The organism is Blastococcus sp. SYSU D00813 (assembly GCF_054050735.1).
Genome location: NZ_JBJGZX010000001.1, coordinates 122,472 through 142,356, shown reverse-complemented (window position 1 = coordinate 142,356; position 19,885 = coordinate 122,472). Strand labels below are relative to the sequence as shown.

Genomic DNA, 19,885 nt, shown 5'->3' with positions numbered 1-19,885 from the left:
GGCGACGCTACCGAGCGGTGGCCTCCGCGGCACCGGCCGCCGGGAGGTCCTCGCCGGGCCGCGGCACGGGGAGGTCGCCGCCGGCGCCGGCGTGCAGCAGGCCGCGGCCCCGCGCCTTGGCGCCGTACATGGCCAGGTCCGCCTCGGCCAGCACCTCGGGGAACGTCGTCCCGGGCTCGGCGAGGGCCAGGCCGATGCTGACCGAGACCCGCACGGTCCGCCGTCCCACCTCGACCTCGTCGGCGAGCTCGGTGACCAGCCGCTCCCCCAGCGCCGCGGCCTCCTCCCGGGTCAGCCCCGGCAGGACCGCGGCGAACTCGTCGCCGCCCAGCCGGCCGACGACCGCGCCGGGGAGACCGGCCAGGCCCGCGTCCAGCCGCTGCGCCAGGCGGGTCAGCAGCCGGTCGCCCACGGCGTGACCGGCGCGGTCGTTGACCTCCTTGAACCGGTCGACGTCCACGAAGAGCACCGCGCCGCCCCGGCCGGCCAGGGCCTCCTCGCCGGCCGCCATCAGGTGGCCGCGGTTGGCCAGCCCGGTCAGCGGGTCCTGCCGGGCGGTGCGGGTCAGGGCACGGCGCCAGGCGTCGGCCTCGCTCGCGATGGCGGACAGCCGGGCCACGGTGTCGTCCAGCGCGAGGCGCTGGCTCGCGTCGGCCTCCGGGGCCAGCCCGCGGACGGCGGCGGCGACGAGGTCGAGGACCTCCTCCAGGCGACCGCCGGTCGCGACGCACTCCAGCGCACGGTTCTGCAGCTCCAGCAGCCGCGCGTCCCAGCGGTGCGCGGCGACCTGCCGCCGCAGCGACAGCACGCTGCGCACCAGCCGCACCTGGATCTGCAGGACGTCGAGGTCGTCGCCGAGGAACGTGCGCACGTCGTCGTCGAAGACGCCGAGGGAGCCGAGGACGAAGCCGTCCTCGTCGACCAGCGGCACGCCCAGGTAGGACCGGATCGCCCCGGCGGCCACGGCGGGGTTCTCGGCGAACACCGGGTGCGCCAGGGCGTCGCTGACCTCCAGCGGCTCCCCGGTGGCGACCACGTACGCGCAGAAGGACAGCTCGTCGGGCACCTCGGAGAACGGCACCCCGACGCCGATCTCCGCCGGGAAGCACTGCAGGTCGGGACCGACGAGGTTGATCACCGCGATGGGTGCGTCGAGGGCGCGGGCCATGTAGGCGACGACCGCGTCGAGGTCGTCGTTCCCTGCGTGGCCCCCCAGCCGGTAGCTGGCGAGGGCGGCGAGCCGAGCGGGGTCGGCGACGGCGCTGCGGGGTGACTCCACCCAGCGCACGTTAACCGCTCTCGGTCACCGTGCACACACGTTGCGGTACGGCGGGTGGAATCGCCCCGGGACGGCCGGGCCGGCTCCGGGGAGCCGCCCGGCGAGGTGGGCGGGTGCATGATCGCGGGATGCATCCTGTGCGCTTCGGCCTGGTCGGCTACGGCTTCGGTGGCCGGTGGTTCCACGCCCCCCTGCTCGCCTCGGCACCGGAGGTCGACTTCCTCGGCGTGGTGACGACCTCGCCGGAGCGGCAGGCCCTCGTCGCCGCCGACCACCCCGGCCTGGCCACGTTCGGCTCGCTGGAGGAGCTCGCGGCGGCCGGCGCGGAGGCCGTCGCGATCTCGACCCCGGCCGACACCCACAGCGCGCTGACCGACCGCGCCCTGGAGCTCGGTCTCGCCGTCGTCTGCGACAAGCCGTTCGCGCTCGACGCCGCGGCCGCCCGGCGCAGCGTCGACCTCGCCGCGGCCCGTGGGCTGCCCCTCGCGCCGTACCAGAACCGCCGGTGGGACTCCGACTTCCGCACCGCGCGCGCCCTGGTCGCCGACGGCCGGCTCGGCCGGGTGACCCGGTTCGAGTCGCGGTTCGAGCGGTTCGCCCCGGAGCCCGGTCCGCCGGCCGCCGGCGGCGGCACGCTGCGGGACTTCCACAGCCACCTGGTCGACCAGGCGCTCGTGCTGCTCGGCCCGGCCACCGCGGTCTACGCCGAGTGGCGGGTGCGGGACAGCGGGCTGGACGACGACGTCTTCATCGCGCTCACCCACGCCGACGGCGCGCGGTCCCACCTGTGGGGCAGCTGGAGCCAGGGCGCCCCGGGCGACCGGTTCCGGGTCTCGGGCACCGAGGGCGCCTACGTCGTCGGCGGTCCCATGGACGGGCAGGAGGCCGCCCTCCTCGCCGGCCGGACGCCGGCCACCGACGGAGAGCGCTGGGGCGTCGAGCCGCCGGAGCGGTACGGCCGGCTGCGCCGCGGGGACGACGGGGAGACCGTCCCGACCGAGCGGGGCCGGTGGGACGTCTTCTACCCCGCCTTCGCCGCGGCGGTCCGCGGCGAGGGGCCGGTGCCCGTCGACCCCCGCGACGCGGTCGCCACCGCCACCGTGCTGGACGCCGCCCGGGTCAGCGGGACCACGGGCGAGGTCGTCCGGCTCGGCTGAGCCGCGACCGCGGTCAGGCCGGCGCCGGGACCCGGTCGCCGGAGTCCGCGGGGAGCCCGTTCGCCTCGCGGACGACGTCGACGATCTGGCCCATGATGTCGGTCAGGCCGAAGTCCTTGGGCGTGAACACCCGGGCCACGCCCTGCTCCCGCAGCCGGCGGGCGTCGCTGTCGGGGACGATCCCGCCGACGACGACCGGGACGTCGTCCAGGCCGGCCTCCTCGAGGCCGCTCAGGACCGCCGGCACCACCTGCAGGTGCGAGCCCGACAGCACCGACAGCCCGACGACGTGCACGTCCTCCTCGACGGCGGCCGACACGATCTGCGCGGGGGTGAGCCGGATGCCCTGGTAGACGACCTCGAAGCCGGCGTCCCGGGCGCGGACGGCGATCTGCTCGGCGCCGTTGGAGTGCCCGTCCAGCCCCGGCTTGCCGACCAGGAAGCGCAGCCGGCCGCCGAGCTCCTCGCCGGTGGCGCGCACCCGCTCGCGCACGGCGGCCAGGCCCTCCCCGGCCTCCCCGCCGGTCGCCGCGGCGACACCGGTGGGCGCGCGGTACTCGCCGAACACCTCGCGCAGGACCCCGGCCCACTCCCCCGTGGTCACGCCGGCGCGGGCGCACTCGAGCGTCGCGTCCATGAGGTTCTCGTCGGTGCCCGCGACCCGGCGCAGCCGCTCCAGCGCCCGCTCGACCGGCTCGGGGTCCCGCTCGGCCCGCCACTTCCGGACGGCCTCCTGCGCCGCGTTCTCGACGGCGGGGTCGACCACCATGATCGCGGTGTCGAGGTCGGCGGTCAGCGGGTTGGGCTCGGTGCTGTCGAAGCGGTTCACGCCGACGACGACGTCGTCCCCGCTCTCCATCCGGCGACGCCGCTCCGCGAGGGACGCGACCAGCTGGCCCTTCATGTACCCGGACTCGACGGCGGCCACGGCGCCGCCCATCTCCTCCACGCGGGCCATCTCGGCGCGGGCGCCCTCGACCAGCTCCGCGACCTTCCGCTCGACCACGACCGAGCCGGTGAACAGGTCCTCGTACTCGAGCAGGTCGGTCTCGTAGGCCAGGACCTGCTGCAGCCGCAGCGACCACTGCTGGTCCCACGGCCGGGGCAGGCCGAGCGCCTCGTTCCAGGCCGGCAGCTGCACCGCGCGGGCGCGGGCGTCGCGGGAGAGCGTCACCGCGAGCATCTCCAGCACGATCCGCTGGACGTTGTTCTCCGGCTGGGCCTCGGTCAGGCCGAGGGAGTTGACCTGGACGCCGTAGCGGAACCGGCGGTGCTTCGGGTCCTCGACGCCGTAGCGCTTCCTGGTCAGCTCGTCCCACAGCTGGGTGAAGGCGCGCATCTTGCACATCTCCTCGACGAAGCGGACCCCCGCGTTGACGAAGAACGAGATGCGCGCGACGACCTCGCCGAACTTCTCCTGCGGCACCTGGCCCGAGTCGCGCACCGAGTCCAGGACCGCGATGGCGGTGGAGAGCGCGTAGGCGATCTCCTGCACCGGCGTCGCCCCGGCCTCCTGCAGGTGGTAGCTGCAGATGTTGGTCGGGTTCCACTTCGGCATCGCCGTGACCGTGTAGGCGACCATGTCGGTGATCAGCCGCATCGAGGGCCCGGGCGGGAACACGTAGGTCCCCCGCGACAGGTACTCCTTGATGATGTCGTTCTGCGTGGTGCCGGCCAGCTTGCTGACGTCGTGGCCGTGCTCCTCGGCGACGGCCTGGTAGAGCGCGAGCAGCCACATCGCCGTCGCGTTGATCGTCATGGACGTGTTCATCTCGTCCAGCGGGATGCCGTCGAACAGCGCCCGCATGTCGCCGATGTGCGTGACCGGCACGCCGACCTTCCCGACCTCGCCGACGGCGAGTTCGTCGTCGGGGTCGTAGCCGGTCTGGGTCGGCAGGTCGAAGGCCACCGACAGGCCGGTCTGGCCCTTGGCCAGGTTGCGGCGGTACAGGGCGTTGGACTCCGCGGGCGAGGAGTGGCCCGCGTAGGTGCGCATGACCCAGGGACGGTCGCGCTCCTCCGGCGACGAGGGGAACGGCATGGAGGGAGGATAGGGGGGTTACCCGCCAGTAGCATCCCCGCCCCCGGGTGGCCGCGCGGTGGCACACTCGGACGGCGGGAGGATCCCCGTGCCCCCTCGACCCGTGTTCCGCCCGGGTCGGGCCCCGGCACGAGGGGCGGCGGTCGGGAGGTGAGCCGTGGCGGTCGCGGACAGCGTGTTCCACCCTGCGGGGCCGGTCGTGGTCTTCGCCGTCCTGGCCCTGCTCGCCCTGTTCATGCGCTGGGCCTTCGGCAACGGCGGCACGCAGAGCCGGCGCCGCCCCGCCCCGGCCGACGACGGGCTGCTGACCCGCGTCGCGACCGCCTCGAGCCGCGAGTCCGCCCTGGCGCTGCGAGCGGTCCTCTCCGACGCCGGCATCCGCTCGACCGTGCGGTTCCCCGCGCCGCACCGGGCCGAGGTGCTGGTCTTCCGCGAGGACGCCGAGCGCGCCCGGGAACTGGCGGCCACCTTCCCCGGCTGAGCCTCAGTCGGCCTTCGTGACCCGCTCGATCGTCGCGCCGAGCCCGCGCAGCTGGTCGACGAAGTCCGGGTAGCCCCGGTCGACGTGGTGGACGTCGGCCACCTCGGTGACCCCGTCGGAGACCAGCCCGGCCAGCACCAGGCCGGCCCCCGCCCGGATGTCGGTGGCGAGCACCGGGGCGCTGGAGAGCCGCTCGCGCCCGCGGACGACGGCGTGGTGGCCGTCGATGCGCACGTGCGCGCCGAGCCGGACCAGCTCGTTGACGAACATGAAGCGGCCCTCGAACACGTTCTCGGTGACCAGCGCCGTGCCCGAGGAGACGGCGGCCAGCGCGACCGCCATGGGCTGCAGGTCGGTCGGGAAGCCGGGGAACGGCAGCGTCACGATGTCGACGCACCGGGGCCGGTCGGCCATGACCACGCGCAGGCCCTCGGGCAGCACCTCGACGGTGGCGCCGGCGTCGGTGAGCTTGTCGAGGGCGACGGTGAGGTGCTCGGGGACCGCCCGTTCGATCACGACGTCCCCGCGGGTCATGACGGCGCCGATGGCCCACGTGCCGGCCACGATGCGGTCGGTCACGGTCGTGTACTCGACCGGGTGCAGCCCGGCCACGCCCTGGACGGTGATGGTGGAGGTGCCCGCGCCGTCGATCCGGGCGCCCATCGCGTTGAGCATGGCGCAGAGGTCGGCGATCTCCGGCTCGCGGGCGGCGTTGTCGACCACGGTGGTGCCCTCGGCCAGCACGGCGGCCATCACGAGGTTCTCCGTGGCGCCGACGGAGGGGAAGTCCAGCCAGATCGTCGTCCCGACCAGGCGGGGCGCCTTGGCCACGAGGAAGCCGTGCTCGCTGTCGATGGTGGCGCCCAGCCGCTCGAGGCCGGAGATGTGCATGTCCAGCCCGCGCGAGCCGATCGCGTCCCCGCCGGGCAGGGCGACGCGGGCGCTGCCGCAGCGGGCGACCAGCGGCCCGAGGACGCTGATCGAGGCCCGCATCTTGCGCACCAGGTCGTAGTCGGTCTCGGTGCCCGGCTGCTCGGGGACGTCGATCGTCACCCGGCCGCCGCCCCCCGTGCCGGGCCGCCGCTCGTAGGAGACGCCGCAGCCCAGCCGGCGCAGCACCTCGCTCATGATCGCGACGTCGAGGATGTCGGGGACCTCGTCGATCGTGGTGCGGCCCGCCGCGAGCAGGGCGGCGGCCATGAGCTTGAGGGCGCTGTTCTTGGCCCCGGTCACGCGGACGCGGCCGGCGAGCGCGGTGCCGCCGGTGACCTCGAAGCACTCCACGCGATCACCCTACGGCGACCCGCGGTCACGCGTCGGAGGCACATAGGCTGCCCGGCATGACCGTCCGGCTGACCCGCATCTACACGCGCACCGGGGACGCCGGGCAGACCCACCTCGGCGACATGAGCCGGGTGGCGAAGACCGATCCGCGACTGGTGGCCTACGCCGACGTCGACGAGACCAACAGCGTCCTCGGCGTGGCGCTGGCCCTCGGCTCGCCGCCCGCGGCGATCGCCGACCTCCTGCGCGGCGTGCAGAACGACCTGTTCGACGTCGGCGCCGACCTCTCGACCCCGATCGTGCCCGAGCCGGCCCACCCGCCCCTGCGGGTGACCGCGGAGTACACCGCCCGGCTGGAGGCGGCCTGCGACGAGCACAACGAGCACCTCGCGGCGCTCACCAGCTTCATCCTCCCGGGCGGGACGCCGCTGGGCGCGCTGCTGCACCAGGCACGGACCGTCGCCCGGCGTGCGGAGCGCAGCGTGTGGGCGCTGCTGGAGGCCGACGCCGACCGCACCAACCCGGAGACCGCGCGCTACCTGAACCGGCTGTCGGACCTGCTGTTCATCCTCGCCCGCCGCGCCAACCCCGACGGCGACGTGCTCTGGCGGCCCGGCGGCGGGCGGGACCGCTAGCGACCGCGCGGGGCCGACTCCACCCAGGACAGGAAGCCGGTCACCGTCGAAGGGTCCATCGCCAGGTCCCGGGGACCGTCCGCGGTGGAGCACGACAGGACGACGACGTCGTCGGGCAGCGCGACGTCGTCCCGGGTCGCGCCGCGCCGGCCACCGACCTGCAGCTCGCCTCGGCACAGCCGCTGCTGGGGGCGCACGGACAGCGACAGGGCGCGGTACCACAGCAGCGCGTCCCCGCCGTACCAGGCGACGCCCACCGACCAGCGTGAGGAGCCGCCCGGCCGCAGCCACATGGTCACCGCGCCGAGGCCGGACAGCAGGAACCGCCGGCGCAGCAGGAAGGCCACGACCAGGACGAGCAGCACCACCCCGACCAGGACCAGCACCACGGTGGTCATGCGACGCGTCCGGGGATCGGCTGCTGGTGGGCGGCGGTGACCGGCAGGGAGCTCAGGCCTCCTGGCCGGCGGCGCGCAGCCGGCTCTGGGCCCGGCGGGCGGCGGCGAGCGCCTCGGGGTCGTCGCCCTCGCCCTCGGCGCGGCGCAGCGCCTCGCGGGCGCGCTCGACGTCGATCTCGGAGGAGATCTCCGCGGTCTCGGCCAGGATGGAGACGCCCTGCGGCGAGACCGACAGGAAGCCGCCGTGCGCGGCCACGACGAGGTCCTCGCCCTCGGTGGTGCGGATCGTCACGACGCCGCCGTCGGCCAGCTGCCCCAGCAGCGGCGCGTGCCCCGGCAGCACACCGAGCTCGCCCTCGGTGGTGCGGGCGATGACCATGCTCGCCTCGCCGGACCAGATGGTCCGCTCGACGGCCACCAACTCGACCTGCAGGGTCGCCACGACACTCCTCGGGGTATTTGTGGATCGGATGTAGACGGCGACGCAGGTGCGGGCTGACCCGCTCCGGCGACGCTGGAGCCGCACCGTGGCGGGCTCCACGTCGGCCGGAGCGGGTCGACCCTGCGGACTGCGTCCGGCGTCAGCCCTTCTTCAGCTTGTCCGCGTTGCGCTCGAGGTCCTCGAGCCCACCGCACATGAAGAAGGCCTGCTCCGGCACGTGGTCGTACTGGCCCTCGGTGAGCGCCTTGAAGGCCTCGAGGGTCTCCGACAGCGGCACGAAGGAGCCGGGCTGACCGGTGAAGGCCTCGGCCACGAACATGTTCTGCGAGAGGAAGCGCTCGATGCGCCGGGCCCGGTTGACCGTGACCTTGTCCTCCTCGCCGAGCTCGTCGATGCCGAGGATGGCGATGATGTCCTGGAGCTCCTGGTAGCGCTGCAGGATCTGCTTGACGCGCTGCGCGACCTGGTAGTGCTCCTGCCCGACGTACTGGGGGTCGAGGATCCGGCTGGTGGAGTCCAGCGGGTCGACGGCCGGGTAGATGCCCTTCTCCGAGATGGGCCGCGACAGGTTCGTCGTGGCGTCCAGGTGGGCGAAGGTCGTGTGCGGCGCCGGGTCGGTGATGTCGTCGGCGGGGACGTAGATCGCCTGCATCGAGGTGATCGAACGGCCACGGGTCGAGGTGATCCGCTCCTGGAGCTGGCCCATCTCGTCGGCCAGGGTCGGCTGGTAACCCACGGCGGAGGGCATGCGGCCCAGCAGCGTGGACACCTCGGAGCCGGCCTGCGTGAACCGGAAGATGTTGTCGATGAAGAGCAGCACGTCCTGGTTCTGCTCGTCGCGGAAGTACTCCGCCATCGTCAGCGCCGACAGCGCGACCCGCAGGCGGGTGCCCGGCGGCTCGTCCATCTGGCCGAAGACCAGCGCGGTGGACTCGATGACGCCGGACTCGGTCATCTCCGTGATGAGGTCGTTGCCCTCACGGGTGCGCTCGCCGACGCCGGCGAACACCGACACACCACCGAACTCCTGGGCGACCCGGCGGATCATCTCCTGGATGAGCACCGTCTTGCCCACGCCGGCGCCGCCGAACAGGCCGATCTTCCCGCCGGCCACGTAGGGCGTGAGCAGGTCGATGACCTTGATGCCGGTCTCCAGCATCTCGGTGCGGCCCTCGAGCTGGTCGAACCGCGGCGGGTTGCGGTGGATGCCCCAGTGCGGCGCGTCGGCGCCCCAGCCCGGGGTGTCCAGGCACTCGCCGAGGGCGTTGAACACGTGGCCCTTGGTCACGTCGCCGACCGGCACCGAGATGGGCCGGCCGGTGTCGGCGACCTGGGCGCCGCGGATCAGCCCGTCGGTGGGCTGCATGGAGATGGTGCGCACCACGTTGTCACCCAGGTGCTGGGCGACCTCGAGGGTCAGCGTCTTGCCCAGGTCGGCGAGGGTGACCTCGACCTCCAGGGCGTTGAACAGGTCGGGCATCGCGTCGCGGGGGAACTCGACGTCGACGACGGGCCCGGTGACCCGGACGACGCGGCCGGTCGCCTGGGTGGTCGGACGGTCCTCGGTGACGGTCATGAGTGGCTCTCCTGCCCTCGTTCAGTCGTCTGCGTTCGCGGCGACCAGCGCGTCGGCGCCGCCGACGATCTCGCTGATCTCCTGGGTGATGTCTGCCTGGCGGATCTGGTTGGCCTGCCGGGCGAGGTTCTTGGCCAGCTCCTCCGCGTTGTCCGACGCCGACTTCATCGCCCGCCGCCGGGACGCCGACTCGGAGGCCGCGGCCTCCAGCATCGAGGCGTAGATGCGGGTGGTGACGTACTTCGGCAGCAGCGCGTCGAGCAGCGCCTCGGCCGAGGGCTCGAACTCGTACGAGGTGGGGACGCCGGAGTCGGCCGTGCGGCCGGCCTCACGGTCCTCCCGCTCGTAGTCGAACTCCTCGACCTCCTCGACCTCCAGCGGAGCCATCCGCTTGGCGACCGGGACCTGCGAGAGCAGCGAGCGGAACTCGGTGTAGACGATGTGCAGCTCGTCCACGCCGAGGACGCCGTCGGCACCGGCACCGCCGGTCTCGTCGTCGTCCTCACCGGCGGTGAAGACGTCGATGAGGGCCTGGCCGACCGCCTGCGCGTCGGGGTACGACGGCTGCTCGGAGAACCCGGTGAAGGTGTCGGCCATCTTCCGGTTGCGGAACCGGTAGTACGTCTCGCCCTTGCGGCCGACGACGTAGAGGACCGGCTCCTTGCCCTCCTGCCGCAGCAGCGAGAGCAGCTCCTCGGTGCGGCGCAGCACGTTGACGTTGTAGGACCCCGCGAACCCGCGGTCGGAGGTGATGACGAGCACCGCCGCCCGCCGCGGGTTCTGCCGCTCGGTGAGCAGCGGGTGGTCCAGCGACGCCGAGGACGCCAGCGCCGACAGCACCCGGGTGATCTCGCGGGCATACGGCTTGGAGGCCTCCACCCGCGCCTGGGCGCGCACGATGCGGGCGCCGGCGATCAGCTCCTGGGCCGAGAAGATCTTCTTCGTCGACTTCGTGGAGCGGATGCGGCGCCGCAGCGCGCGGAGGTTTCCGGCCATGGGTCAGGCGCTCCGCTTGACCTGGACGCGCTCCTGGCCACGCTCCGAGGCGTCCATCGCCTCGGCCTCGGGCTCGTTGAGCAGCGTGCCGCCGTCGGACAGCTGGAACTGGCCGTAGAAGGTCTCGATCGCCCGCTCGAGGCTGGAGACGGCGTCGTCGCCGAGCGCCCGCGAGGTGCGGATCTCGTCGTAGACGCCGTTGTCACCCCGGCCGATGAAGTCGAGGAACTCCGACTCGAACCGGCGCACCTCGCTCACCGGGACCTTGTCCAGCTTGCCGGTGGTGCCCAGCCACAGGGAGACGACCTGCCGCTCGACCGGGTAGGGGCTGTACTGCCCCTGCTTGAGGAGCTCGACCAGGCGCTGGCCGCGGTCCAGGGTGGCGCGGCTGGCGGCGTCCAGGTCGGACGAGAACGAGGAGAACGCCTCGAGCTCGCGGAACTGGGCGAGGTCCAGCCGCAGACGGCCGGCCACCGACTTCATGGCCTTGATCTGCGCCGAGCCACCGACGCGGGACACCGAGATGCCGACGTTGATCGCCGGGCGGACGCCGGAGTTGAACAGACCGGTCTCGAGGAAGATCTGCCCGTCGGTGATCGAGATGACGTTGGTCGGGATGTAGGCCGACACGTCGTTGCCCTTGGTCTCGATGAGCGGGAGACCCGTCATCGAGCCGGCGCCCAGGTCGTCGGAGAGCTTCGCGCAGCGCTCCAGCAGCCGGGAGTGCAGGTAGAAGACGTCGCCGGGGTAGGCCTCGCGGCCCGGCGGGCGGCGCAGCAGCAACGAGACCGCGCGGTAGGCCTCGGCCTGCTTGGTGAGGTCGTCGAAGACGATCAGCACGTGCTTGCCCTCGTACATCCAGTGCTGGCCGATGGCCGAGCCGGTGTAGGGGGCGATGTACTTGAAGCCCGCGGCCTCCGAGGCCGGGGCGGCGACGATGGTCGTGTACTCCATCGCGCCGGCCTCCTCGAGGGCCGAGCGGATCGAGGCGATCGTCGAGCCCTTCTGGCCGACCGCGACGTAGATGCAGCGGACCTGCTGCGCCGGGTCGCCGGTGGCCCAGGCCTGCTTCTGGTTGATGATCGCGTCGATGGCGATCGCCGTCTTGCCGGTCTGCCGGTCACCGATGATCAGCTGGCGCTGGCCGCGGCCGATCGGCGTCATGGCGTCGATCGCCTTGATGCCGGTCTGCAGCGGCTCGTGCACCGACTTGCGCTGCACGACGGTGGGCGCCTGCAGCTCCAGCGCCCGGCGGCCGGAGGTGGAGATGGCGCCGCCGCCGTCGATCGGGTTGCCCAGCGGGTCGACGACGCGGCCGAGGTAGCCCTCGCCGACCGGCACCGAGAGGACCTCGCCGGTGCGGCGGACCTGCTGGCCCTCCTCGATGCCGGCGAAGTCGCCGAGGATGACGACGCCGACCTCGCGCACGTCCAGGTTCAGCGCCAGACCGCGCACGCCGCTCTCGAACTCGAGCAGCTCGTTGGTCATGACCGAGGGCAGGCCCTCGACCCGGGCGATGCCGTCGCCGGCCTCGGTGACGATCCCGACCTCTTCCCGGGAGACGTCCGGGGAGTACTCGGTGACGTAGTTCTGGATGGCACTGCGGATCTCGTCTGCGGAGATCGTCAGCTCGGCCATGGCTCGCGTCCTCTTCCCTGCGGGGGTTCGTGTCTGTGGTGCGGGCTGGGTGGGTGGCGGTCGGCGGGTGCTCAGCCGACGAGTCGGCGGCCGGCCTCGTCGAGGCGGCGCAGGACGCTGCCGTCGATGACCTCGTCGCCGACGCGGATCACCAGGCCCCCGAGCAGCTCGGGGTCGACGGTCACCTGCAGCCCGATCGCCCGGCCGTAGATCCGGCCGAGCACGGCCGACAGCCGCTGCTCCTGGGCAGGGGTCAGCGGGGCCGCGGCGGTGACGTGCGCGACGGACTGCCCGCGGCGGCGGGAGGCCACCTCGGACAGCCGCTCGATCGCCGTCTCCGCGTTGGCAACGGCCGGCCGGGTCAGGTGGTTCCGCAGCAGCTGCTCGGTGACCGGGCTGACCCGGCCGGTGAGCAGCCGGTCCAGCAGCGCGGCCTTACCGGCGGCCGGCCCGGTCCGGTCGGAGAGGATCCGCGTCAGCGCGGGGTCGCCGGCGACGATCCGGCCGAAGCGGAACAGCTCGTCCTCGACGTCCTCGAGCTCGCCGCGCGCGTCGGCCGCGTCGAGCGCGGCCTCCGTCGCAAGGGTCTCGGCCGCCTCGACGAGGTCGAACGGCCGCGACCAGCGCTGCCGGGCGAGGGTCTCGACGAGGTCGAGCGTCGCGCCCGACACCTTGCCGGCGAGCAGCCGCTGCGCCAGCGCGGCCCGCTCCGCCGGCTTGCCGGCGGGGTCGGACAGCGCACGCCGCAGGGAGGGCTGCGCGTCGAGCAGGCGGGCGACCGCGAACAGCTCGTCGGCGAGGCCGGCCAGGTCGCCGGACTCGACCACGCGCGGCTGACCGGTCACCCGGTCGCGAGCCCGCTCGAGCAGCCCCGACGCGGGTCGGGTCAGCTCGGCGAGGCGCTCGCGCGCCTCGGCGACGGCCGCCCGGCTGGCGGCGTCCATCAGCGGCTGCCCTCCGGCACGGTCGCCCCCGCGCGGCCGTCGGCGCCACCGGCCATGCCCTCGAGCTGGTCGAGGAACCGGTCGACGGTGCCGCGACGACGGGCGTCGTCGGTCAGCGACTCGCCGACCACCCGGCCGGCCAGGTCGACCGCGAGGGTGCCGATGTGCGTGCGCAGCTCGTTGAGGACCTGCTGGCGGGACGCCGCGAGCTGCTCCTCCCCGCGGGCGACGATGCGCGCCGACTCCTCCTGGGCCTGGGTCCGCAGCTCCTCGAGGATCTGCTGCCCCTCCGCCCGGGCCTGGTCGCGGATCTGCGCGGCCTCGGTGCGGGCCTCGGCCAGCTGGGCGCGGTACTGCTCCAGCGCCGCCTTGGCCTCGGCCTGCATCGCCTCGGCCCGCTCGATGCCGCCCTCGATCGCCTCACGACGAGCACGGAAGACCTGCTCGAACCGCGGGGCGACGAACTTGAAGAACACCAGCAGGACGATCGCGAAGGCGATCAGCCCGATGATGATCTCGCCGACCGGCGGGAGGAGCGGGTTCTCACTCTCCGCAGCGAGGATGCTCATGCTCTCAGTGTCCCTGTCTGGAGTCGGAACCCGTACCCGGAGGTACGGATCAGGTGCCGAAGACGAAGGGGACGACGAAGCCGATCAGCGCCAGCGCCTCGGAGAGGGCGAAGCCGAGGAAGGCGTAGGTCCGGGTGAGGCCGGCCGACTCGGGCTGGCGGGCGGTCGCCTGGATGTAGGCCGCCCACACGATGCCCACACCGATGCCCGGGCCGATCGCGGCGAGGCCGTAGCCCACCGAACCGATGCTGCCGGTCAGCTCTGCCAACAGGTCCATGCGAGGTGTTCCTCCTGTGTCGTCGCCCGGCGTCTGCCGGGCGGCTTTCGGGGGTGGTGCGGGTGGTGCAGATCAGGGGGCGCCGCGACCGGGTCGCGGCGCGGATCAGTGCTCGGCCTCGATGGACCCGTTGAGGTAGGTGCCCATCAGGACCGTGAAGACGTAGGCCTGCAGGAAGATGACCAGCAGCTCGAAGAAGGTCATCACGATCGCCATGAGCGCCGAGACCGGGCCGAAGACGATCGAGAAGTTGTCCCGGCCGAACAGGTACACCGCGCCCAGCGAGAAGACCACGAGCAGCATGTGACCGGCGAACATGTTCGCGAAGAGCCGGACCGCGAGGGTGAACGGCCGCACCACGAAGTTCTGCAGGATCTCGATCGGCGTGACGAGGATGTACATCGGCTTGGGCACGCCGGGCAGGAAGAGGATGTCCTTGAAGTACTTCCCGGCGCCCTGCTCGCGGATCCCGATGTAGATGTAGATGACCCAGCAGATCGCCGCCAGCACCAGCGGGAAGGCGAACTTCGACATCGGGGAGATCTGCGCGAACGGCACGATGGCCATGAAGTTGTTCGCGAGGATGAAGAAGAACAGCGCCGCGAGGAACGGGGCGAACGGGATGCCCTTCGGGCCGACCACGTCGCGCGCGATGCCGTCACGGACGAGGGAGTAGCCGCTCTCGCCGATGAACTGCAGCTTCCCCGGGACGATCTGCGGCTTGCGGACCGCGGCGATGATGAACGCCAGCATCAGGGCCGTCGCGACCCAGAGGATGATCGTGATGCGGGTGATCGCGAAGTCGACGCCCAGGAACGAGAACTCGGCCACCGTCTCCGGGTAGAACTCGCTGAGGCCGGGGGCCTGGAAGCCGTCCCCGCCGCCGGACTCGACCGCGAGCACGGTCCCGAGCGCGTGGGCGCTGGAGGTCACCGTTGTCCCTTCTGCGTCCTGGGCCGGCTCCGTCGTCCGCCCTGGGTGCTGCTGGTGTGCGTGGTGCTGTGCGTGGCCCCTGATGGCGAGGGCAGACCGCCGAACCGGAGGACGACCACGTAGATCGCCACCGCCATGCCGAGGATGATGCCGACCGGGAAGAACACACGCGTGTCCAGCCACTGGTCGAGCAGCCACCCGGCCCCGCCCCACACCGCCATGCCGGAGATCAGCGTCCCGATGACCGCGTATCCGGTCTCGGCACCGCTGCCGCTCCTGGTGCGGCTGTCGGGCGAGGGCCTGGCGGACCCATGAGTCGGGTCGTCCTCGGCCATCGCTGCGGACACTATCAGCAGCGTGTCGCAGGCCCGCCGGGGTGCGGTGGTGGGGGTGCGGCCACCACCTGTCCGGGTGTGCGCACGGGGCCCCGGGCCGGGCTGCTACGCCGACGGCGGCCGCGGCGGGGTCACGTAGTACAGCGGCCGGGTCCAGACCCAGCGCAGCTGCACCCCGCTCCAGAGCAGGGCGCCGACGATGACCGACCACGCGAGGGTGAGCCGGTCGAGCCACCCGTCCTCCGGCAGGGCGTTGAGCAGACCGAAGAGCACGATCGCCTTGACGAAGAACGCCCCCATGGCCGCGGGCAGCGTGAACGTGTCGTGGATGCGGCCGGCCCAGGCGACGACGACGCCGCTGACCACGAAGAACGCGGTGACCACCGCCGCGCCCACGAGCACGCCGACGGCGTCGTCCCAGCCGGCGACCAGGCCGGTCACCGGGGCGGCGACCGCCGTCACGGCCAGCGTGGCGAGCGCGCCGACGCGCAGGAACGACAGGTCCCAGCCGGGGTCCTCACGGGGCATGCCGCTCATCGGACCACCTGCCCGGCGCCGGGCGTGCTCGGGGTCGGCAGCGGCGCCTCGGCCGGTGGTGGCGGCGGCGGGGCGGGCGAGCGCAGCGCCCGGGCCGTCGGGTGGGCGGCCCGGCTGCGCCGGCGCTGGGCGATCAGCTCCGCGGCGCGCGCCTCGCGGGCGGCACGGCGGGTGCGCGGGGCGAGGACGACGACGACGCCCACGACCAGCAGCGCACCGATCGCGGCCAGGAGCTCGACCCGGCCGCCGGTGATGGACAGCGCGACGGCGCCGCTGGAGAGCAGCGCGGCCCAGAAGTACATGACGAGGACGGCGCGGCGGTGCGAGTGCCCGATGGCCAGCAGCCGGTGGTGCAGGTGCATCTTGTCCGGGGAGAACGGGGACCGCCCGCGCCGCGTCCGCCGCACCACCGCCATGAGCAGGTCGATGAACGGGATGAACAGGACCGCGATCGGCACGAGCAGCGGCAGCGCCAGGGGCAGCAGGCTCGCGGCGGAGTCGAACGACTGGGGGTCGACGTTGCCGGTCGCCGAGACCGCGGCCGCCGACAGCATCAGCCCGACCAGCATCGAGCCCGAGTCGCCCATGAAGATCCGGGCGGGGCTGAAGTTGTGCGGCAGGAAGCCCAGGCACGCCCCGGCCAGGACCGCGGTGATGAGCGCCGGCGCGCTCGCGACGTCGTCGTAGCCGGTCAGGCCGAGGTTGTAGCTGTAGGCGAAGAAGGCCAGCGCGGCGATCGCCGAGACGCCGGCGGCCAGCCCGTCGAGGCCGTCGATGAAGTTGAGCGCGTTCACCGTCAGGACGGTGAGCAGGATGGTCAGCGGCACGCCGACGTCGGGCCCCAGCGAGATCGTGCCCAGGTCGGCGACCGGCAGGAAGACGAACGACAGCTGCACGCCGAGCAGGACCATGACGCCGGCGGCGGCGATCTGGCCGGTGAGCTTGGTGAGCGCGTCGAGGCCGAACTTGTCGTCGAGCACGCCGAGCAGGCAGATCAGCCCTCCGGCCGCGAGCACCGCGGCGGTCTGCGAGTCGTCGAAGGTGCGCTGCAGCGCCGGCAGCCGCGTCGCGACCAGCACGGCGGCGGCGACCCCGAGGTACATCGCCACTCCCCCGCCGCGCGGCGTCGGGATGACGTGCACGTCCCGCTCGCGGGGTGCGGCCATCATCCGGAGCCGCACGGCGGCCAGCCGCACCACCGGGGTGGCGAGGAAGGTGACCAGCCCGGCGGTCAGCAGGACGACGAGGTACTCGCGCATGGCGTCAGGCGCTGGCCTGCGGTGCGGGCGGGGTGCCCCGGCCGGGGATGCGCATCGGGTGGATCTCCCGGACTGGACGACGGCTGTCGGTCCACGGTAGCGCTCCCGCCCGTGGACGCAGCGTCACCGGGCAGGGGGCCGCTCAGTCGGTCAGGTCGGGGACGACGGCGCGCAGGCGGTCCACGTCGACCGCGCCGATCCGCAGCACCCGCGGCGTCGGCGCGGTGCAGTCGACGATCGTGCTCGCGGCCGAGCCGGCGCGCGGGCCGCCGTCCAGCACCACGGCCGCGCGGGCGCCGAGCTGCGCGACCGCCGCGGCGGCGTCGGTCGCCGCCGGCCGGCCCGAGCGGTTGGCGCTGGAGACGGCCAGCGGCCCGGTGCGGCGCAGCAGGTCGCGGGCGATCTCGTCGTCGGGCAGCCGGACGGCGACGGTGCCCTCGGCGTCGCCGAGGTCCCACGCCAGAGACGGCGCGTGCTCCAGGACCAGGGTCAGCCCGCCGGGCCAGAACTCCTCGGCCAGCCGGCTCGCCGCCTCGGGCAGGTCGACGACCAGGCCGGCCAGCGTGGAGGCCTCGCCGATGAGCACCGGCACGGGCATGGCACGGCCGCGGTTCTTGGCGGCCAGCAGCCGGGTGACGGCCTCGGGGGTGAAGGCGTCGGCGGCCACGCCGTAGACGGTGTCGGTGGGCAGCAGCACCAGCTCGCCGTCGGCGATCGCCGCGGCCGCGGCGTCCAGGCCGGCGGCGCGTGCCTCGGGGTCGGAGCAGTCGTAGAGGTCGGCCACGACCGGTCAGTCTGCCCGGGTGCCGCCACCGGACCGACGGGCGGTGGTGAAGCGGGGCCGGCCGGCGAGGTCGGGGTGGTCGGCGACGTCGTCCCACCCGCCCTGCGCGCGCACGAGCGCGGGCAGCGAGGTGCCCTGCTGGTCGGCGTGCTCGATGCCCAGCCACGCGCCGGGGCGCAGCAGCCGGGCCGCCGTGCGGAGCAGCCCGCGGACGACGTCGAGCCCGTCAGGACCGCCCCACAGCGCCAGCGGCGGGTCGTGGTCGGCCACCTCGCGGGGCAGGCGGGCGCCGTCGGGCACGTACGGCGGGTTCGAGACGACGAGGTCGACCGCGCCGTCGAGGGCGCTCAGCAGCCCGGGGTCGGTCATGTCCCCGGCGAGCACCTCGACCGGCCGGTCGCCGGCCGCGGCCCGGGCCGCGGCGTTGACGCGGGTCCACTCGATCGCGTCGGGGTCGCGCTCGACGGCGGTGACCCGGGCGCCCGGGTGCTCGGCGGCGATCGAGAGCGCGATGGCGCCCGACCCGGAGCCGAGGTCGACGACCACGGGCTCGGTGACGCCGGCGAGCCGCTCCAGCGCCCAGCCGACCAGCTGCTCGGTCTCCGGCCGCGGCACGAAGACGCCGGGGCCGACGGCGAGCTCGAGGTGCCGGAACGCCGCGCGCCCGGTCAGGTGCTGCAGCGGCACGCGGTCGGCCCGCTGGTCCAGCAGCTCGGCGAAGCGCGCGGCCGCGGCGGGCGCGACGTCGTCGAGGGTGAGCAGTCCGGTGCGGGTCCGCCCGGTGACGTGGGCGAGCAGCAGCTCGGCGTCCACCCGCGGGCTGGCGACGCCGGCCTCGGCGAGCCGCCGTGCGGCGTCGGCCAGCAGCGAGCGGGGGCTCAGGAGCCGGCCGCCAGCAGCTCGGCGGTGTGCGCCCGGGTGAGGGCGTCGATGACCGGGTCCAGCTCGCCGTCGAGGACGGCGTCGAGGTTGTGCGCCTTGAAGCCGACCCGGTGGTCGCTGATCCGGTTCTCCGGGAAGTTGTAGGTGCGGACGCGCTCGCTGCGGTCGACGGTGCGGACCTGGCTGCGGCGCTGGTCGCTGGCCGCGGCGTCGGCCTCCTCGCGCGCGGCGGCGAGCAGCCGCGAGCGCAGGATCCGCAGCGCGGACTCCTTGTTCTGCAGCTGGCTCTTCTCGTTCTGGCAGCTCACCACGATGCCGGTCGGCAGGTGGGTGATGCGCACCGCCGAGTCGGTGGTGTTGACGCTCTGCCCGCCGGGGCCGGAGGAGCGGAAGACGTCGATGCGCAGGTCGTTCGGGTCGACGGTGACGTCGACCTCCTCGGCCTCGGGGAGCACCAGGACGCCGGCCGCGGAGGTGTGGATGCGGCCCTGGCTCTCGGTCACCGGCACCCGCTGCACGCGGTGCACCCCGCCCTCGAACTTCAGCCGGGACCAGATGCCCTCGTCGGTGCGGCTCTTGACCGCCACCGAGACGTCCTTGTAGCCGCCGAGGTCGGCGTCGACGGCGTCGATGACCTCGGCCGACCAGCCGCGCCGCTCGGCGTAGCGCAGGTACATGCGCAGCAGGTCGCCGGCGAACAGCGCCGACTCCGCGCCGCCCTCCCCCGCCTTGATCTCGAGGATGACGTCCTTGTCGTCGTCGGGGTCCTTGGGCAGCAGCAGCTCGCGCAGCCGGCCGGTCAGCTCCTCGATCTGCTGCTCGAGGGACTCGGCCTCGACGCGGAAGGACGCGTCCTCGGCCGACAGCTCGCGGGCGGCGGTGAGGTCGTCGCGCGCCTGCTCCAGCGCCCGGGCGGTCTCCACGACCGGGGCGAGCTGGGCGTAGCGGCGGCCGAGCCGCCGGGCGCGGCCGGCGTCGGCGTGCACGGCCGGGTCGGCGAGCTCCACCTCGAGGGCGGCGTGCTCGTCGAGCAACCCGCGCAGCCGGTCGGTGCCGGCGTCGGTGGTGGTCATCGCGCAGTGCCTCTCGGGGGGACGGGGAGCGGACACGACGACGGCGCCCGCCCCACTCCCGGAGGAGTGGGTGCGGGCGCCGTCGGGGGTGCTACTGGCCGGCCTTGGCGCCGGCGTCGGCGCCGCGCTTGCCGAAGCGCCGCTCGAAGCGGGCGACGCGGCCACCGGTGTCGAGGATCCGCTGCTTGCCCGTGTAGAACGGGTGGCAGGCGGAGCAGGTCTCGACGGTCAGCTGACCGCTGGGGACGGTGCTCTTCGTGGTGAAGGTGTTCCCGCAACCACAGGTCACCGTGGTGGTGTGGTACTCGGGGTGGATGCCGGGCTTCATGCCGTGGACCTCTTCCGCAGGTGTCGGTGCTGTCTGT

Annotated in this window: 22 protein-coding genes; 3 read left to right on the top strand and 19 right to left on the bottom strand. The window is 73.7% G+C overall.

What is annotated here, in order from left to right; genetic code table 11:
• Nucleotides 1–7 precede the first annotated feature (7 nt).
• A complete protein-coding gene (locus ACI8AX_RS00745) occupies nt 8–1,279 on the bottom strand; it encodes a diguanylate cyclase domain-containing protein (RefSeq protein WP_456547870.1) in 1,272 nt (423 codons plus the stop codon).
• 128 nt (nt 1,280–1,407) lie between these two features.
• Between ACI8AX_RS00745 and ACI8AX_RS00740 the strand changes: the two genes are divergently transcribed.
• On the top strand, nt 1,408–2,436 hold the full coding sequence (locus ACI8AX_RS00740; RefSeq protein WP_456547869.1) for a Gfo/Idh/MocA family protein: 1,029 nt from the start codon (nt 1,408–1,410) through the stop codon (nt 2,434–2,436).
• A 13-nt stretch (nt 2,437–2,449) separates the two neighbouring features.
• Here ACI8AX_RS00740 and ACI8AX_RS00735 read toward each other — a convergent pair whose 3' ends face one another.
• Nucleotides 2,450–4,477 carry a protein meaA gene (locus ACI8AX_RS00735; RefSeq protein ID WP_456547868.1) on the bottom strand — a complete coding sequence of 676 codons (2,028 nt, stop codon included), beginning with the start codon at nt 4,475–4,477 and terminating at the stop codon, nt 2,450–2,452.
• Between the two features lie 157 nt (nt 4,478–4,634).
• Between ACI8AX_RS00735 and ACI8AX_RS00730 the strand changes: the two genes are divergently transcribed.
• Nucleotides 4,635–4,958, top strand: a complete 324-nt coding sequence (locus tag ACI8AX_RS00730) for a hypothetical protein (RefSeq protein ID WP_456547867.1) — start codon at nt 4,635–4,637, stop codon at nt 4,956–4,958.
• 3 nt (nt 4,959–4,961) lie between these two features.
• Here ACI8AX_RS00730 and murA read toward each other — a convergent pair whose 3' ends face one another.
• On the bottom strand, nt 4,962–6,242 hold the full coding sequence (gene murA, locus ACI8AX_RS00725) for a UDP-N-acetylglucosamine 1-carboxyvinyltransferase (protein ID WP_456547866.1): 1,281 nt from the start codon (nt 6,240–6,242) through the stop codon (nt 4,962–4,964).
• A 56-nt stretch (nt 6,243–6,298) separates the two neighbouring features.
• On the opposite strand from murA, the gene ACI8AX_RS00720 reads away from it, so the two are divergent.
• A complete protein-coding gene (locus tag ACI8AX_RS00720; protein ID WP_456547865.1) occupies nt 6,299–6,877 on the top strand; it encodes a cob(I)yrinic acid a,c-diamide adenosyltransferase in 579 nt (192 codons plus the stop codon).
• Here the strand turns inward: ACI8AX_RS00720 and ACI8AX_RS00715 are convergent.
• From ACI8AX_RS00715 to rpmE, 16 genes are all read right to left on the bottom strand, one after another.
• Nucleotides 6,874–7,275 carry a DUF2550 domain-containing protein gene (locus ACI8AX_RS00715; RefSeq protein WP_456547864.1) on the bottom strand — a complete coding sequence of 134 codons (402 nt, stop codon included), beginning with the start codon at nt 7,273–7,275 and terminating at the stop codon, nt 6,874–6,876. The two genes, ACI8AX_RS00720 and ACI8AX_RS00715, sit on opposite strands and share 4 nt — an antisense overlap.
• 52 nt (nt 7,276–7,327) lie before the next feature.
• Nucleotides 7,328–7,717 carry a F0F1 ATP synthase subunit epsilon gene (locus ACI8AX_RS00710; protein ID WP_456547863.1) on the bottom strand — a complete coding sequence of 130 codons (390 nt, stop codon included), beginning with the start codon at nt 7,715–7,717 and terminating at the stop codon, nt 7,328–7,330.
• 139 nt (nt 7,718–7,856) lie between these two features.
• Nucleotides 7,857–9,293 (bottom strand): F0F1 ATP synthase subunit beta, encoded by a 1,437-nt coding sequence (gene atpD / locus ACI8AX_RS00705; RefSeq protein WP_456547862.1) that lies wholly within the window; start codon nt 9,291–9,293, stop codon nt 7,857–7,859.
• A gap of 21 nt (nt 9,294–9,314) precedes the next feature.
• Nucleotides 9,315–10,289: a F0F1 ATP synthase subunit gamma gene (locus ACI8AX_RS00700; protein WP_456547861.1), complete on the bottom strand. Its 975-nt coding sequence runs from the start codon at nt 10,287–10,289 to the stop codon at nt 9,315–9,317.
• Nucleotides 10,290–10,292: 3 nt separating this feature from the next.
• A complete protein-coding gene (gene atpA / locus ACI8AX_RS00695; protein WP_456547860.1) occupies nt 10,293–11,927 on the bottom strand; it encodes a F0F1 ATP synthase subunit alpha in 1,635 nt (544 codons plus the stop codon).
• Nucleotides 11,928–11,998: 71 nt separating this feature from the next.
• Nucleotides 11,999–12,871 (bottom strand): F0F1 ATP synthase subunit delta, encoded by an 873-nt coding sequence (locus ACI8AX_RS00690; RefSeq protein WP_456547859.1) that lies wholly within the window; start codon nt 12,869–12,871, stop codon nt 11,999–12,001.
• Nucleotides 12,871–13,440 carry a F0F1 ATP synthase subunit B gene (locus tag ACI8AX_RS00685; RefSeq protein WP_456547858.1) on the bottom strand — a complete coding sequence of 190 codons (570 nt, stop codon included), beginning with the start codon at nt 13,438–13,440 and terminating at the stop codon, nt 12,871–12,873. The genes ACI8AX_RS00690 and ACI8AX_RS00685 overlap by 1 nt, the downstream gene beginning before the upstream one ends.
• Nucleotides 13,441–13,489: 49 nt before the next feature.
• Nucleotides 13,490–13,717, bottom strand: a complete 228-nt coding sequence (gene atpE / locus ACI8AX_RS00680; RefSeq protein WP_029432783.1) for an ATP synthase F0 subunit C — start codon at nt 13,715–13,717, stop codon at nt 13,490–13,492.
• A 105-nt stretch (nt 13,718–13,822) separates the two neighbouring features.
• Entirely contained in the window at nt 13,823–14,650 is an 828-nt protein-coding gene (gene atpB, locus ACI8AX_RS00675; RefSeq protein WP_456547857.1) for a F0F1 ATP synthase subunit A, read from the bottom strand.
• Nucleotides 14,647–14,997: an AtpZ/AtpI family protein gene (locus ACI8AX_RS00670; RefSeq protein WP_456547856.1), complete on the bottom strand. Its 351-nt coding sequence runs from the start codon at nt 14,995–14,997 to the stop codon at nt 14,647–14,649. The genes atpB and ACI8AX_RS00670 overlap by 4 nt, the downstream gene beginning before the upstream one ends.
• A gap of 93 nt (nt 14,998–15,090) precedes the next feature.
• Entirely contained in the window at nt 15,091–15,522 is a 432-nt protein-coding gene (locus tag ACI8AX_RS00665) for a hypothetical protein (RefSeq protein ID WP_456547855.1), read from the bottom strand.
• Entirely contained in the window at nt 15,519–16,781 is a 1,263-nt protein-coding gene (locus tag ACI8AX_RS00660; RefSeq protein ID WP_456547854.1) for a glycosyltransferase family 4 protein, read from the bottom strand. Before ACI8AX_RS00660 ends, ACI8AX_RS00665 begins: the two co-directional genes overlap by 4 nt.
• 142 nt (nt 16,782–16,923) lie before the next feature.
• Complete coding sequence (locus ACI8AX_RS00655) at nt 16,924–17,565, bottom strand: L-threonylcarbamoyladenylate synthase (RefSeq protein WP_456547853.1); 642 nt, start codon at nt 17,563–17,565, stop codon at nt 16,924–16,926.
• Between the two features lie 6 nt (nt 17,566–17,571).
• Nucleotides 17,572–18,429, bottom strand: a complete 858-nt coding sequence (gene prmC / locus ACI8AX_RS00650) for a peptide chain release factor N(5)-glutamine methyltransferase (protein WP_456547994.1) — start codon at nt 18,427–18,429, stop codon at nt 17,572–17,574.
• Nucleotides 18,430–18,443: 14 nt separating this feature from the next.
• Nucleotides 18,444–19,520 carry a peptide chain release factor 1 gene (gene prfA / locus ACI8AX_RS00645; RefSeq protein WP_456547852.1) on the bottom strand — a complete coding sequence of 359 codons (1,077 nt, stop codon included), beginning with the start codon at nt 19,518–19,520 and terminating at the stop codon, nt 18,444–18,446.
• Between the two features lie 91 nt (nt 19,521–19,611).
• The gene (rpmE, locus tag ACI8AX_RS00640; RefSeq protein ID WP_409331652.1) at nt 19,612–19,848 is read right to left on the bottom strand and encodes a 50S ribosomal protein L31; all 237 of its coding nucleotides are present in this window, start codon (nt 19,846–19,848) and stop codon (nt 19,612–19,614) included.
• Nucleotides 19,849–19,885: the final 37 nt, after the last annotated feature.